Annotated in this window: 13 protein-coding genes; 7 read left to right on the top strand and 6 right to left on the bottom strand. The window is 62.3% G+C overall.

Translation table 11 applies throughout. From position 1 onward, the window contains the following. The first annotated feature begins 2 nt into the window (after positions 1-2). The 6 genes from queF to GU3_RS07200 all read left to right on the top strand — a co-directional run bounded on the left by queF (position 3) and on the right by GU3_RS07200 (position 7,993). Positions 3-854 carry an NADPH-dependent 7-cyano-7-deazaguanine reductase QueF gene (gene queF / locus GU3_RS07225; protein ID WP_014291871.1) on the top strand — a complete coding sequence of 284 codons (852 nt, stop codon included), beginning with the start codon at positions 3-5 and terminating at the stop codon, positions 852-854. 87 nt (positions 855-941) lie between these two features. Beyond that, the gene (locus GU3_RS07220) at positions 942-3,191 is read left to right on the top strand and encodes a lipopolysaccharide assembly protein LapB (RefSeq protein WP_014291870.1); all 2,250 of its coding nucleotides are present in this window, start codon (positions 942-944) and stop codon (positions 3,189-3,191) included. 58 nt (positions 3,192-3,249) lie between these two features. After that, entirely contained in the window at positions 3,250-4,731 is a 1,482-nt protein-coding gene (locus GU3_RS07215; RefSeq protein WP_014291869.1) for a GGDEF domain-containing protein, read from the top strand. Between the two features lie 32 nt (positions 4,732-4,763). Next, positions 4,764-6,119: a nucleotide 5'-monophosphate nucleosidase PpnN gene (ppnN, locus tag GU3_RS07210; RefSeq protein WP_014291868.1), complete on the top strand. Its 1,356-nt coding sequence runs from the start codon at positions 4,764-4,766 to the stop codon at positions 6,117-6,119. A gap of 13 nt (positions 6,120-6,132) precedes the next feature. Further along, complete coding sequence (xni, locus tag GU3_RS07205; RefSeq protein WP_014291867.1) at positions 6,133-6,894, top strand: flap endonuclease Xni; 762 nt, start codon at positions 6,133-6,135, stop codon at positions 6,892-6,894. 91 nt (positions 6,895-6,985) lie between these two features. After that, on the top strand, positions 6,986-7,993 hold the full coding sequence (locus tag GU3_RS07200; protein WP_014291866.1) for an isocitrate dehydrogenase: 1,008 nt from the start codon (positions 6,986-6,988) through the stop codon (positions 7,991-7,993). A gap of 84 nt (positions 7,994-8,077) precedes the next feature. Here GU3_RS07200 and rlmM read toward each other — a convergent pair whose 3' ends face one another. The 4 genes from rlmM to GU3_RS07180 are packed head-to-tail and all read right to left on the bottom strand — an operon-like array spanning position 8,078 to position 11,052. Continuing rightward, positions 8,078-9,169 (bottom strand): 23S rRNA (cytidine(2498)-2'-O)-methyltransferase RlmM, encoded by a 1,092-nt coding sequence (rlmM, locus tag GU3_RS07195; protein WP_014291865.1) that lies wholly within the window; start codon positions 9,167-9,169, stop codon positions 8,078-8,080. Continuing rightward, positions 9,166-9,543: a DUF423 domain-containing protein gene (locus GU3_RS07190; protein WP_014291864.1), complete on the bottom strand. Its 378-nt coding sequence runs from the start codon at positions 9,541-9,543 to the stop codon at positions 9,166-9,168. Before GU3_RS07190 ends, rlmM begins: the two co-directional genes overlap by 4 nt. Next, positions 9,533-10,144, bottom strand: coding sequence for an alpha/beta fold hydrolase (locus GU3_RS07185; protein ID WP_014291863.1), 612 nt, complete (start codon positions 10,142-10,144; stop codon positions 9,533-9,535). The genes GU3_RS07190 and GU3_RS07185 overlap by 11 nt, the downstream gene beginning before the upstream one ends. After that, positions 10,141-11,052 (bottom strand): transcriptional regulator GcvA, encoded by a 912-nt coding sequence (locus GU3_RS07180; protein ID WP_014291862.1) that lies wholly within the window; start codon positions 11,050-11,052, stop codon positions 10,141-10,143. The genes GU3_RS07185 and GU3_RS07180 overlap by 4 nt, the downstream gene beginning before the upstream one ends. A 179-nt stretch (positions 11,053-11,231) precedes the next feature. Between GU3_RS07180 and GU3_RS07175 the strand changes: the two genes are divergently transcribed. Then, on the top strand, positions 11,232-11,846 hold the full coding sequence (locus GU3_RS07175) for a DUF2726 domain-containing protein (protein ID WP_014291861.1): 615 nt from the start codon (positions 11,232-11,234) through the stop codon (positions 11,844-11,846). 8 nt (positions 11,847-11,854) lie between these two features. On the opposite strand, the gene GU3_RS07170 is transcribed toward GU3_RS07175, so the two are convergent. Both GU3_RS07170 and GU3_RS07165 read right to left on the bottom strand, forming a co-directional pair. Beyond that, entirely contained in the window at positions 11,855-12,586 is a 732-nt protein-coding gene (locus tag GU3_RS07170) for a 3'-5' exonuclease (protein WP_014291860.1), read from the bottom strand. Positions 12,587-12,593: 7 nt separating this feature from the next. Continuing rightward, positions 12,594-14,465, bottom strand: a complete 1,872-nt coding sequence (locus GU3_RS07165; RefSeq protein ID WP_014291859.1) for a DUF294 nucleotidyltransferase-like domain-containing protein — start codon at positions 14,463-14,465, stop codon at positions 12,594-12,596. Between the last annotated feature and the right edge of the window lie 54 nt (positions 14,466-14,519).

The following is a 14,519-nucleotide window of genomic DNA, read 5'->3' as shown; positions in this document are numbered from 1 at the left end:
AAATGACACCAGAGCAGAAATACCAACAAAGTCCGTCCCTTGCCGGGCTGTCACTGGGCAAGCAGAGCAGCTATGTCAGCGAGTATGATCCGCAGCAGTTGCAGGCGGTGCCCCGCAGCCTGAACCGGGACGATCTGGGGCTGGAAGCCGATGCCCTGCCCTTTTCCGGTGAAGACTTGTGGAACCTCTACGAACTGTCCTGGCTCAACGCCCGGGGCAAGCCCATGGTGGCCATGGGCGAAGTGCGGGTGCCCGCCACCAGCGTCAACCTGATCGAGTCCAAATCCTTCAAACTGTACCTAAACAGCTTTAACCAGAGCCGTTTTGAAAGCCTGGCGGCGGTGGAAGAAACCCTGGCCCGGGATCTGTCCGCCTGCGCCCAGGGCACGGTCACGGTCAAGCTCTATGAGCTGCAGTACGCCCCGGCCCAGTTCGGCCGCCTGCCCGGCCACTGCATCGATCAGCTGGATATCGACATCGACCGCTATCAGCCCGACCCCGCCCTGCTGGTTGACGCCACCGAGCCGGAGGTGGTCAGCGAAACCCTGCATTCCCACCTGCTCAAGTCCAACTGCCTGGTCACCGGCCAGCCCGACTGGGGCAGCATCATGATCCGCTACCAGGGGCCGCGACTGCGTCAGGATGCGCTGTTGCGCTACCTGGTGGGCTTTCGCCAGCACAACGAATTCCACGAACAGTGCGTGGAGCGTATTTTTATGGATCTGATGCAGCACTGCCAGCCCAGGGAGCTGACCGTCTATGCCCGCTACACCCGCCGGGGGGGGCTTGATATCAATCCCTACCGCAGCAACGTCGCCGGCAAGGCGGCCAACGTGCGGCTGCAGCGCCAGTAACCGCCGGCCAACACCCGCCGGGCTGGACGCGGACCGGCGGGCTTCGTAAACTGCGCTACTGGCTCGGTTTTTTCGGTATCGATTATTGTGATTCTGTCTGTCGCCGTTCTGGTGTCGCATCTGGCGGGAGCCCCGCCACTGTCATCCTACCCACCGGAGCCCGCCGAACTGCAGCGGGCCCGCCAGCTTATGCTGAGCCGGCCGGACGAATGCGTGGCCCTGACCCACTATTTTCTGCAGCGCAAGGAAGCCAGGCCCGCCTCCATGTTCAACTCCCGCCAGGAGCCGGATCAACTGCAGCAGGCCAAGCGCTTTCGTACCCGCGGTCAGACCTTTACCGCCTGGCAATTGCAGGCCCTGTGCCAGGCCAACGACGGCCTGCTGCTGCCGGCGGACGCCAGCATCAACCAGGCCATCGCGCTGGCCAGGGAGCATCGCCAGCAGGATGTCCTGGCCACCAGCCTGCTGATCAAGGCCAAGCTGGCCCTGGCCCGCCAGCAGCCGGATCTGGCCCAGGCTCAGCTGGATGAGGCGGCCAGCCTGGCACTGCCCCCCGACACGGGACTGAAGGGGGATCTGCAACTGTTGCAGGCCGCGGTACTGCTGCACAAGCACCGCTTTGACGAAGCCCGCCTGACCTTTGAGCAGGTGCGCCTGCAGGCCCTGCAACAGGACGACCGGCCGCGCCAGGCCTGGGCCAACTTTTTGCTGGGCGAATACTACCTGCAACTGCAGCAGGACGAGCTGGCCCTGTCCCATTTTCTGGAAACCCTCGACTCCCTCGGGGATCGCCGCCAGTTTTATGTCAAGGCCCTGGCCGCCAAAAAGGCCGCCGCCATCTATGCGGCGCTGGGCCAGAACGACAAGGCCGTGCAGTATGCCAACCAGTCCACCACCGAGTTCGAGCTGCTGGGCAACAATCCGCTGCTGATAAGCTCGCTGATCAACCTCGGCCGGGTCACCCGCACCGGCAACGATGCCAACCTGGCGCTGGTGTACTTTTTCAATGCCCTGGATCTGGTCCGTATTCAGGGCGATACCGGCCTGATTTACCAGCTCTACCTGGAAATCGGCCAGTCTTATGCCATGCTGGGCAGCTTTGATGAAGGCCAGCATTATCTCGGCATGGCCCGCACCGGCTTTGAACACAATCAGGACAGGCCCCGCCAGATCGATGCCTTGGTGCAACTGGGCAAGCTGCATCTGGCTCAGGGAGAAAACGGCCTGGCGCTGCTGCGGCTGGAGCGGGCGCGGGCCCTGGCCGAACAGCAGGACGATGTGCTGCGGCTGATGGAAAGCCACCGGCTGCTGGCCGAGTTGTTTGAACAAAGCGGCAACACGGCTCAGGCGCTGGTGCATCAGAAGGCGCTGCATGCCAACTTCAGGCGCGCCACCACCGTCAACCGCCTGCTCACGCAAAGCCTGGTGCAGGATAATGAACAACAGCTGCAACAGGAGCGGGAGCTGACCGAGCTGGGCCGGCGCAGTGAACAGCTGCGCCAGGAACGGGAACAGTTTGCCCTGCTCGCCGCTGGCCTCAGTCTGCTGTCTCCGCTGCTGCTGTACGGGCTGCTGCGCAATCATCTGCGCAACCGACGGCTGCTGCGCCATAATCAGGAATTGCAGCAGGCGCTGCTGATCGAACCCATTACCGGCCTGCCCAACTGGCGCCAGCTGATGCAGCGCCTGCCTCAGGAAATGGCCCGGCAGCAACAGCGCTCGGAACAGTGGTACCTGAGTGAAGAGCAGCCCCGTCCCTTTGACGACAAAATCTATTACCTGCTGCTGCAGGTGCCCTTTATGGCCAACCTGCGCGAACGGGTCGGCCTCGGCCATGCCACCGACATTCAGCGCCAGCTCGGCAACTACCTGCGCGGACGCATTCACCCCAGGGCGCGGCTCTATGATTTGCGCGAGGGACAGTTTATTTATGCCATTCCCCAGAAGGAGGTGGCCGAGCTGCACCAGACCCTGGAGGCGCTGGAGCGCATGTTTGCCGAGTTCCCCTGCCAGTTCGAGCTGGATCGGCGGCTCGTCACCGGCATTATCGGACACCCCTTTCTGCCCAAGGCACCCAATGTACTGGACGATCTCAGGCTCGGCGACATTCTCTACCTGGCGATGGCTGCCGCCCATCAGCTGGCGGAAAAAACCCAGGAGTCGGCCTGGGTCGAGCTGCTGGCGGTGGACTGCCAGCAGGCCGCCTTTTTTAACGGGGATATTCGTACCTGCTGCATTCAGGGTATTATGAAGGGGCTGGTCAAGGTGAACAGCTCCCATAAAAAACAACAAATTGAGTGGCAAGCACTGCTGCCGGCGTTACCATCCGAGAACTGACGGATCAACGCCGTACCGGGCCCCATGGTGACTAATGAACAACCACAATGACCAAACGATGTTAAAGGATCTGGCATCCGTTATCACCGAGCTGCAGCGCCTGCTGGACTCCCTGCCCCGGCAAGCCCCGGACACGGCGCTGCCGGAACAAGACGACCGCAGCCTGCTGATACAGTGGCAGAAACTGTTCGGTGGCCAGGGTAGCGTGTCGTCACCCCCCAGCGAGACGGCTCCCTTCGAGCCGTCGGCCCTGGGTGAGCGGCTGCAGCCACTGCTGGATCAGTTGCGCGCCTGCCAGCAACAGGCCGACCGCCAGCAACAGCAGGCCGGCGAACAACTGCTGCAGGCGGCCCGGGAGCTGCAGGAGTTGCCTTGCGCACCGCCCCAACTGCCCGCCCTGCTGCACGATCTGGAAACGCCCGGTCATTTTTTCTATTACCTGTGGCCGCTGCTGGAATGCTATCAGCAGGCCCTGCGATTGTGTGCCAGCCGCCAGCAGCAGGGGCTGCAGGACCAGCGCGAGCTGTGCCAGCGCCTGCTGCAGCTCATTGACGAGCTGGACTATGGTGGCGACATTGGCCGGGACATCGCCGACATTCAGCAACAACTGCTGCAACAAGGCGAGGCCGGTGCCCTGCCGCCCCTTTGCCTGCGCCTGATTGAACTGATCATTCAGGGCAGCCGCACCGAACGCCAGCATTCCACCCGCTTTCTGGCCCGGCTCAACGAAGGCCTGGAAGGCATGCAGGACCAGTTCGCCAGCTCGCTCAATGAAGGCCAGTCATTGGTGCATGACCGCCAGGCCCATGATGCCGATCTGGCCGGCGAGCTCAGGGCCATCGGTGCTCACCTGGCCAGTCAGGAACAGACCCGGCTGACTCAGGAGATTGAGCAACACATGACCGGCATCAGGGGCATACTGGGCCGCCACGAGCAATTGCAGCAACGGGAAGCCGCCCTGCTGGGCCGTCTGCAGGCACTGGAACACCGGGTCACCGAGCTGAAGCAGGAAGCTGGCGATTACCGCCGGCGGCTCACCAGCCAGAATGAGAAGCTGCTGATCGACGACCTGACCCAGATTTACAACCGTACCGCCCTCAATGAACGCCTGAAAACCGAGTTCCGCCGCTGGCAGAGCACCCAGCAGCCCTTGTGCATTACTCTGCTCGATATCGACCATTTCAAAAACATCAACGACAAGTTCGGCCACCTGGCCGGCGACAAGGCCCTGCGGCTGATTGCCCGCACCCTGCGCCAGAGCCTGAGGGAGAGCGACTTTGTGGCCCGCTTTGGCGGTGAGGAATTCGTGGTACTGATGCTGAACGTGGATCCGCTCCTGCTGCACCGGCCACTGGAGCAACTGCGCCGAAAAATTGAAGCCATTCCGTTTCGTTTCAAGCAGGAGCGCGTTACCATCACTGTCTCCATGGGGGCCACTCTGCTCCAGAGCACAGACACCATCACCTCTGCCCTGGACCGCGCCGACCAGGCCCTGTACCGGGCCAAAAATGCAGGACGCAATCAGCTCGTCATCATCTGAGCCCTGCCTAATTACATATCTAGGGATAAGACATGATCACCCATATCAATCCGGTTGGCAGCATGAACCTGCTGTCCCAAATCGAGGTGGATCGCCTCAAACAGTCCGCGTCGGGCAGCCTGTATCAGCTGTTTCGCAACTGCGCCCTGGCGGTACTCAATTCCGGCAGCAAAACCGACAGCTCCAAGGAAATCCTCGAGCGTTATCGCAGTTTCGACATCAACGTCATTCGCCGGGAGCGGGGCATCAAGCTGGAGCTGTTCAACCCCCCCGAGCATGCCTTTGTGGACGGCGAGATCATTCGCAGCATTCAGGATCACCTGTTCTCGGTGCTGCGCGACATTATTTACGTGAACAGTCATTTGCAGGTCAATCCCCAGCTCAACCTGACGGCGTCATCCCACATCACCGATCTGGTGTTTTCCATTCTGCGCCACGCCCGGGCCATCAACCCCGGCGCCGATCCCAACCTGGTGGTGTGCTGGGGCGGCCACTCCATCAGTCCGGTGGAATACCAGTACACTCGGGAAGTGGGCAACGAACTGGGTCTGCGCGAACTCAATATCTGCACCGGCTGCGGCCCGGGCGCCATGGAAGGGCCAATGAAGGGCGCCGCCGTGGGCCACGCCAAGCAACGGGTAACCGGCAGCCGCTACGTGGGCCTGACCGAGCCGTCCATCATCGCCGCCGAGCCGCCCAATCCCATCGTGAACGAGCTGGTGATCCTGCCGGATATCGAAAAGCGTCTGGAAGCCTTTGTGCGCCTGGGCCACGGCATCGTTGTCTTTCCCGGTGGCGTGGGCACCGCCGAGGAAATTCTCTACATTCTGGGCATCATGATGCATCCGGAAAACCGCAATCAGCCGCTGCCCATCATTCTCACCGGCCCCAAGGAAAGCGCCAGCTACTTTCGCAGCGTCGACGAGTTTATCGGCAATACCCTGGGGCCGGATGCCCAGGCCCTGTACGAGATCATCATCGACGATCCGGCGGAAGTGGCCCGGCGCCTGAAAACCACCATGCCGCTGGTACGGGATTACCGCAAATCCGTGGGCGACGCCTACTCCTTTAACTGGTCGCTCAAGATCGAGCCCGAATTCCAGCTGCCCTTTGTGCCCGACCACGACAGCATGGCCAACCTCAACCTGAACTGGGAGCAGGCGCCCCAGCAGCTGGCCGCCAACCTTCGCCGGGCCTTTTCCGGGATTGTGGCGGGCAACGTCAAGGAAAGCGGCCTCAAGGCCATCGAGAAAAAGGGCCCCTTCCTGATCAACGGCGATCCCAAGCTGATGAAGATGATGGACAAGCTGCTGCGGCAATTTGTGGAGCAGCAACGCATGAAACTGCCCGGCTCCACCTACGTGCCCTGCTACCGCATCAATCGCTGAGGTGTCCGTGCGCTTGCTGATCCTCGACGCCATGAACCTGGTGCGCCGCCTGCATGCGGTGCAGCAGGGCCAGCATGCCCAGGTGGAGGCGCAGCTGGCGGCCACCCGGGCCGCCCTGGTGCAGGCCGCCGGCAAGCTGCTGGGTCGCTTCAGCCCCAGCCACGTGGTGGCGGTATTTGACGGCGCGCCGGAGGGCTTTCGCCACCGCCTCTGCCCCGACTACAAGGCCAATCGCCAGCCCATGCCCGTGGCGCTGGCCGGCTACCTCGGCGAGCTGCAACAGGCGCTGTGGCAGCAGGGCATCGACGCCCTGCTGTCGGACAGCGAGGAAGCGGACGATCTGGTGGCCACCCTGGCCCGCCGGCTCGCCCGCCACGGTGGCCACAGCATTATCGTCTCCACCGACAAGGGCTTTTGCCAGTTGCTGTCTTCCAAGGTGCAACTGTGGGATCACTTCGGCCAGCGCTGGCTCGACGACGCCCATGTGCGCCAGAAATTCGGCCTGGAACCCGCTCAGCTGGTGGATTACTGGGCGCTGACCGGCGTGTCCGGCAGCAATATTCGAGGGGTGCCCGGCATTGGTCCGAAACGGGCCCTCACCCTGCTGCAACACTTTGGCAACCTGGATACCCTGCTGACCGCCCCCGGCGACAGCAAAGAACAAAAAACCGTAAAGATGCACAAAGATGATGCCCTGCTGGCACGGCAACTGGTCAAACTGGTGGATGATATTGAGCTAGGGGTGAATTTACAGCAGCTTCGATATCACCATTAGACCAAAGAGTCATAGGCAAAATGGGTACAAAATGTTATAAAGTCGCGGTAAAACTGAATATAGACCAACCACTGATAACGGGACGCTGCCCATGAGCAAACGCAGTATTACCGTGATCCCGGGGGATGGCATCGGTCCCAGCATTATCGATGCCGCCCTGCGCATTCTGGATCACGCAGGTTGTGACTTTCACTACGATTACGCCGACGCCGGCCTCACGGCCCTGGAACACCACGGCGAGCTTCTTCCCCAAGCCACCCTTGACCTTATCGCCAAAAACAAAATCGCCCTCAAGGGGCCCCTCACCACCCCGGTGGGCGGCGGCTTTACTTCCATCAACGTCTCTCTGCGCAAGCTGTTCAATCTCTACGCCAACGTACGCCCGGTGGTGTCGTTTGAGGGTACGCAAAGCAAATTCGACAACATCGACATCATCACCATTCGGGAAAACACCGAGGGCATGTATTCCGGTGCCGGCCAGAAACGCGCCGAGGACAACAACAGCGCCGAGGCCATGAGCATCATCACCCGGGAAGGCGCCGAGCGTATCGTGGTGTTTGCCTATGAGCTGGCCCGCAACGAAGGCCGCAAAAAGGTCACCGTGGTGCACAAGGCCAACATTCTCAAGTCCACCTCCGGGCTGTTCCTGGAAGTGGCGCGGGAAGTGGCGAAACGCTACCCGGACATCGAAACCAACGAGATGATCGTGGACGCCGCCTGCATGAACCTGGTGATGTACCCGGAGCGGTTCGATGTGATCGTGACCACCAACCTGTTCGGCGATATTCTCTCGGATCTGTGCGCCGGTCTGGTGGGTGGCCTGGGCATGGCGCCGGGCGCCAACATCGGCAAGAACGTGGCCATTTTTGAAGCCGTGCACGGCTCGGCCCCCGACATTGCCGGTCAGAACATCGCCAACCCCTGCTCGGTGATCCTCGCTTCCATTCAGATGCTGGAGCACCTGGGGATGACCGACAAGGCCGCACAAATCCGCACTGCCGTAGCCAAAACCATTGCCGACGGCAACACCGTCACCCGGGATCTGGGCGGCAACGCCAGCACCACGGAGTTTACCGACGCCATTATTGCCAACCTGTAACCGGCACCTGGCGGAAAGAAATTGCTGAAAGAAAAACGGCGCCTGAAGGCGCCGTTTTTTATGTGTTCACTCTGCAGGCCCGGATCAGGCCTTGGGTTGCAGCTTGGCCACCTTGCGCGGCTGACACACGTGCACCGTGATCTCTTCCCGATCGTGGTAGAGCTGCTTGGCCTGCACCTGAAAACCGCCCAGCTCGTCGAGCTTGTCCTTCAGCTGCTGCAGGTTGTACACCGCCTCGGCGTAGCGTTTTTTCATCGGCAGCTTGAGGTTGAAAATCGCCTCCTGGCAATCTTCCGCCAGCAGCCAGTCGGCCATCAGCGCCACCACCCGGGCGGGCTTTTCCACCATGTCGCACACCAGCCAGTAGACGTTCTTGCGACTCGGCCGCCATTTAAAGCCGTCTTCCCGGTAGTGCTTGACCTGACCGGTCTCCATCAGGCTCTCAGCCATGGGGCCGTTGTCGATGGCGGCCACCATCATGCCCCGGGCCACCAGCTGGTAGGTCCAGCCGCCGGGGGCCGCCCCCAGATCCACGCCCCGCAGGCCGGAGGTCAGCCGGGTATCCCACTCTTCCCGGGGAATAAACACATGGAACGCCTCTTCCAGCTTGAGGCTGGAGCGGCTCGGCGCATCGGCGGGAAAACGCAGCCGGGGAATGCCCATGTGAAAGGGCGACTGGTTATAGGAATAGGAATACCCCAGCATCGCCCGATTATTGGCGGTAAAAAACAGATGCAGCGTGGGCCGGTTGCGGGCCTCGGCCCGGGTCAGCACCCCTTTTCCGCGCAGGGCCTGACGCGCCGGCACGGTAAACTTGCGGCAAAAGCGCGACAGCTCCTTGCCCGCGTTGGTGTCCGGCGTCTCCACCCGAATGTCGCCACACAGGGGCATGCCTTCGGCGGCTTCAACCAGGGGGCCGATGCGATCCTCCAGCGGCAGGTCGTTCAGCTCGGCCCATACCACCAGCATCTGGCGGGCAAAGATCAGCTCGCGAAAGGGCAGCTTGCGCGCCAGCAGGTCGCCGTCTTCCGGCTGAAAACACTCGTACACCACATAACCACTGTCGTCCTTGGCCCGAGCAAAGCCCGGACAGCCCATCTGCCCGGCCCTGTCCTGTATTTCGGCGGCCGCTTCCTTTTCAAATCCGGGGCGGCAATATATCAACAACTGTTTCATTCAGACCTCAACCAGGCGCGACCGGACAGCATCAGACACAGCCAGCCCGCCATAAAACACACTCCCCCCAACGGGGTAATAAATCCGATCCCCTTGGTGCCAAGCAGCACCAGGGCATAAATACTGCCGCTGAACATCAATATGCCCAGCACAAAACACATTACCGCGGCATGGAGCAGCCCGCTGGCCTGCCGCTTGAGCATGACAGTCACCAGCAGCAGCGCCAGGGCGTGCAGAAACTGGTACTGCACCCCGGTGTTAAAGGCCGATACCAGCGAAGGCTGAGCCGCGAGGCCGTGGGCACCGTAGGCGCCCAGGGCGGTGGCGCTCAAGCCCGCCAGCGCCGCACTGTAAAAGGCGAGATTAATGATCACCAATAAAGCTCCTCATGCGCTCAATCACTCGTGCCAGGTTGGCTTCCAGGGTGGTCCCAGAGGCCTTGCGCGGCGAAAATCCGTGATCGCCGTCGGCTACCCAGCAGGTCTCCACGGTGTCGGCCAGATCATAATCCCCCACCGCGTCACGGTTGCCGAAGGCGTCCCGCTCGCCCTGCAGCAACAGGGTGGGCGTACGTATCGAGGCCAGGTGCTGGCCACGAAAGCGCGCCGGCTTGCCCGGCGGGTGAAAGGGAAAGCCAAGCAGCATCAGTCCGGCGGGTTGCAGTTCGTCCGCCACCAGCGACGCCATGCGCCCGCCCATGGACTTGCCCGCCAGAAACAGCCTGGGGTGGGCAAACTCGCCCGCCATGGCGCGCCAGCAGTCCAGCAGCACCGGCTCGCGGTCGGGCGGCCGGCGCCGGCCATCGGCCCGGGTCTTTTGCATGTAGGGAAACTCAAAGCGCACCACCTGAATGTGCTCGCTGGCCAGCCCCTCGGCCAGGGCCTGCATCACGGCGTGCTCCATGCCGGCGCCGGCGCCGTGGGCCAGCAATACCCGGTGAGTGGCGCTGTCGGGCCCGTTTTTCAGTACCTTCATCCGTTCACCGCCTTTTGTTTTTCTTCTTTGTTGACCAGGGCCAGCATCCAGTCGCGAAAGGCGGCAATCTTGCCGAGCCCGGCCTGGGATTCATGACACACCAGGTAGTAGGCATTTTTCGACATCAGTACCTGCTCAAAAGGGCACACCAGGCGGCCGGCATCGATCTCCGGCTGGGTCAGCACGCTGTGCCCCAGGGCCACCCCCTGGCCGTGAATGGCAGCCTGGATCACCATGGACGAATGACTGAAAATGGGCCCCTGGTTGACGTTGGCCGCCTGAATGTCGAGCTGCTTGAACCAGGCCTTCCAGTCGCGGCGCGAGGTGTCGTGCAGCAGGGTGTGCCGGGTCAGATCCTCCGGGGTTTTCAGCGGCCGGGTGCCCATCAGCAGCATGGGCGAGCACACCGGAATCAGGTATTCCGCGTGCAGCTTGTCGGCCCTGAGGCCCGGCCAGTTGCCCCGGCCGTAATAAATGGCCACGTCCACGTCGTCGGTGAGCGAGCCTTCATCCAGATCCACCGCCTTGATGCGCACGTCGATGTCCGGATGCGCCTCGCTGAAACGCACCAGCCGCGGCACCAGCCACTGAATGGCAAAGCTCGGCTGCAGGCTGACGGTGAGCGCGCCCTTGGCACTGCGCGCCAGCAGCCGCTCGGTGGCATCGGAGATGGCGGTAAAGATATCCTTGATCTCCAGGAAATAGCTCTGCCCTTCCTCGGTCAGCAACAGGGAGCGGTTGCGCCGGCGAAACAGCTTGATCCCCAGAAACTCTTCCAGCCCCTTGATCTGGTGGCTGATGGCCGCCTGCGTCACAAACAGCTCTTCCGCCGCCCGAGTAAAGCTCAGGTTGCGGGCGGCGGCCTCAAAGGCCTTGAGCGCGTTGAGCGGGGGTAATCGCCGGGACATGCACACCTCGGTCGGAAGTTCGATGGCTGTGGATTATAGGGGGGCAGGCCGGTGCATGCCAGCGCTGACCGAGCCCGGTGAGCAAAAGCCGGATACCGGTCGAGATGCCGGAACAGTTCTATTTCCATGAGCGGCTGGTACACTGACGCTCTTTCCCTTCTTTGCGGATGTTGTGCGCGATGATCGACTGGTTGCCCGTTTCCCTGCTCGACTGGCTGATGCTCGGCCTGGTGTGTCTGCTGGTACTGCTGACCCTGTTCAGCCTGCTGCGCCGGCTCTGGCGCGGCAAGCCGGGCCAGGCCTATGTACAGAAGGTGATGTTCGGCCCGGAAGCGGCCACCGCCCTCACGTTGCTGGAGCAGGCCGCCGGTCACACCCTGCGGGTGTTTCCTGCGGTCCAGATGAGCGAGGTACTGGAGCTCTCCCCCACCCTGAAGAAAGCTCACCGCGACGCGGCCTGGCAGGACTTGTTCGGCGAAAAGCTGGATTTTGTGCTGTGTTCGCCAAAAGACCTGCGGGTGCGGCTGGTGGTGGCGCTGATGGACGACAGCCTGAGCCAGACCGATGGCCGCCACCGTCACCGGCTGCTGGAGCAGATTGAAACCGCCGGCCTGCCGGTGCTGCACCTGTCTCCCAAGGACTGGCCCGGCCCCGATGCCCTGCGCGACGAAATTCGCTCCCTGCTACAGCCGGTCGAGACCACGCCTCCGCTCGGCGGTGGCCGCCAGGAGCCGGTACTCAGCCTGCCCGCCGACGAGCCCGACGACGCAGACGAGCCCCGCTTTCGGTTGTAGGTAGGGGCTTACAGCCACAGCTCACTGAGCGGCGTGTCCGGCGAATAATGATACGCCACCTGGGCCTGCAGCAGCTCGGCGGTGGCCAGGGCATCGGTCAGGGCATGATGAGGGGTGTAATAAGGCAGGTGATAACGCTCCCGACAGGCAGCCAGACGAATGGAGGCCGGCTTGCGCCGACGCAGCCGGTCCCACAGGCTGAGCTGTCTGGGGTGAAAGCGGGCTTCCAGCGCCATGGTGTCGATCACCGGAAAACGAATGTCCTCGTTGAGCCGGGCCTTGAGGGCGGCGGCAAAAAACACCTGTTCAATGCGCCGGTAGTGCACCACCACCACCCTGCCTGCCAGGGCTGCCAGCACCTCGTCCAGCACCTGCAGCAAGTCTGGGGCTTCCTTCACTTCGGAGTGGGTAATGTGGTGCAGGGCCACGGTTTCTCCTGCCAGCGGCTTGTGCGGATTCACAATCCAGTGGCCCGCTTCACGGCAGCGAATGCGTTGCAGGGTAAAGGGCACCAGACCAATGCTGACGATGGCATCCCGATCTGCATTGAGCCCGGTGGTTTCAAAATCCATGGCCACCAGCGGCACCTCGGCCAGGGGGGTGTCGGGGGCCGGCAAACCGGCCCGGTAAAAGCGCTGCAGCCGGTAATCCCGGGCGCTGCGTGCCCGCTGTTCAAACAGCCCCGGCCAGTCGGTGGCCCGGGCGGGTTGCACCAGGGCAGAGGGTCTCAGGTATACCATGGTGGCCTCAGGGCGCCCGACCGGGCTGGTAACGGAATTTCAGGTACTTCTGGGCCTGGCTCAGGATCTGAAAGGCATCCTTGAGGTTGCGCCGCTCGAACTCGGACAGGTTTTCCGGCTCGATATTGTTGTCCGGCTCCCGTCCCGCCTCCACGTCCATGGCCTGGTGACGGATGCGCACCATGGCGATGAACTCCATGGCATCCCGCAAGTCCGGCCCCCGGCCCCGGGGCAGTATGTCCGCCTCGATCACATCGTTCAGCCGCTCAAAGGAGTTGCGCGCCTTGGAGCCCGTCGCCAGGGCATGCACCCGCACCAGATCCGCCAGCGGGGCCGTGCCCCGGCGCTTGAGGTTGATGGAATTGTTGTGCTTGCCATCCTGCTCCATCACGAACTCCTTGAAAAAGCCCAGCGGCGGCGTGCGCAGCAGGGCGTTACGGGCCATGCTGGCAAGAAAGCGGGGGTTTTTCCTGGCCCGGCGCAGGATCAGCCGGTTGAGCTGCTCGGCCCATTCGAGATGACCATAAACGCCATCGAGATCAAAAAAGATGGCGCTGTTAAGCAGGGTCTGAGCGCTGGGCTTGTCGATCCACTCCATAAAACACTGCTCCCACTGCCGCCGGGTTTTTCGCCACTCGGGATTGCTGGCCATGATGCCGCCGGTGCAGTAACTGTAACCGCAGGCCGCCAGGCCGTCGCACACGTACTGGGCCAGGGCGGCGAAATAGTCGTTGTGCAACTCAGGATCGTAGCCGTTGTCGAGAATGATGGCATTGTCCTGATCGGTCACCACCAGCTGTTCGTCCCGGGCCATGGAGCCCAGCGCCAGAAAACAGTAAGGCACCGGCGGCGGCCCCAGTTGCTCTTCCGCCAGCTCCAGCAGGCGCTGCTTGAAGCTGCGTCCGATCACCGCCATGGCCGAGCCTATCATGTGGGAATTGGCGTCTTCCTTGACCATGCGCACAAAGCAGGCCCGGGCATCGTCGGCAATGGTGGCCAGCTCAGAGGCGTCGTGGGCACGAAAAATATGACGCACCACAAACAGGCTGTTGCGGGACTCGTGCCGCAACACATCCGACAGCGCCACCACACCGATGGGCCGGCCCCGGTGCAGTACCGGCAGGTGATGCAGGTTACAGCGCAGCATGGTGAGCATGGCCTCAAACACGTACTGATCGCTTTCGGCGGCCACCAGGTCGGTGGACATCACCTCCGATACCGGCGTGGCCGAGGGCAACTGCTCGGCCAACACCCGGGTACGCAGATCCCGGTCGGTGATGATGCCGGCCACTTCCTGCTCGGCGTCACTCCCTTCCTTAAGTACCAGGATCGAGGACACCCCCTCGTCGGTCATTTTTCGCGCGGCATCAAACACGCTGGCCGCGCAGCCGATGGACACCGGCTCCCGGGAGATCAGCTCGCGAATGCTGGACGTCATCAGTTCATTGGCGCCCTGATGGCGGGACACGGCATGGCGCAAGCGGGTACTCTCCCCCACTTCCATAAAGTCGGAGAAGGCCTCAAAGCGCTCATACAGCTCGTTGAACAGGGACTCGGGCAGGCAGTAGACCAGGGTGTCTTCCAATGCCGTGGCCGGCAGCCGGTTCCGGTTGTTCATCAACAGCCCCATCTGGCCAAACAGGCTGCCTTCGCTCAGCCGGTTATGCAGCTCGCCGTTGCGCCGGTACAACTCCACCGCGCCACTGCGCACCAGGTAGAGATCGTGTACCGCATCGCCGTATTTGAGAATAATGGTGCCGGCCCGGTAATAGGCGACTTCCACCTCGGTGGCAATGCGCTCCAGTACCTCTTCCGGCAAGGCCGTAAAGGGGGCCCGCTGGCGAATAAAGCCCAGTACTTCCAGCTGCTCTGCTTCCATTTACCCTCCCGCCAACCGAAAAAAGGCAGCACCGCGGCTGCCTTGGCAATACAG

Origin of the sequence: Oceanimonas sp. GK1, from assembly GCF_000243075.1 — a bacterium.
Taxonomy (GTDB): Bacteria; Pseudomonadota; Gammaproteobacteria; order Enterobacterales; family Aeromonadaceae; genus Oceanimonas.
Note: the sequence above shows the minus strand (reverse complement) of the source record. Positions and strands in the feature narration are given on the sequence as shown.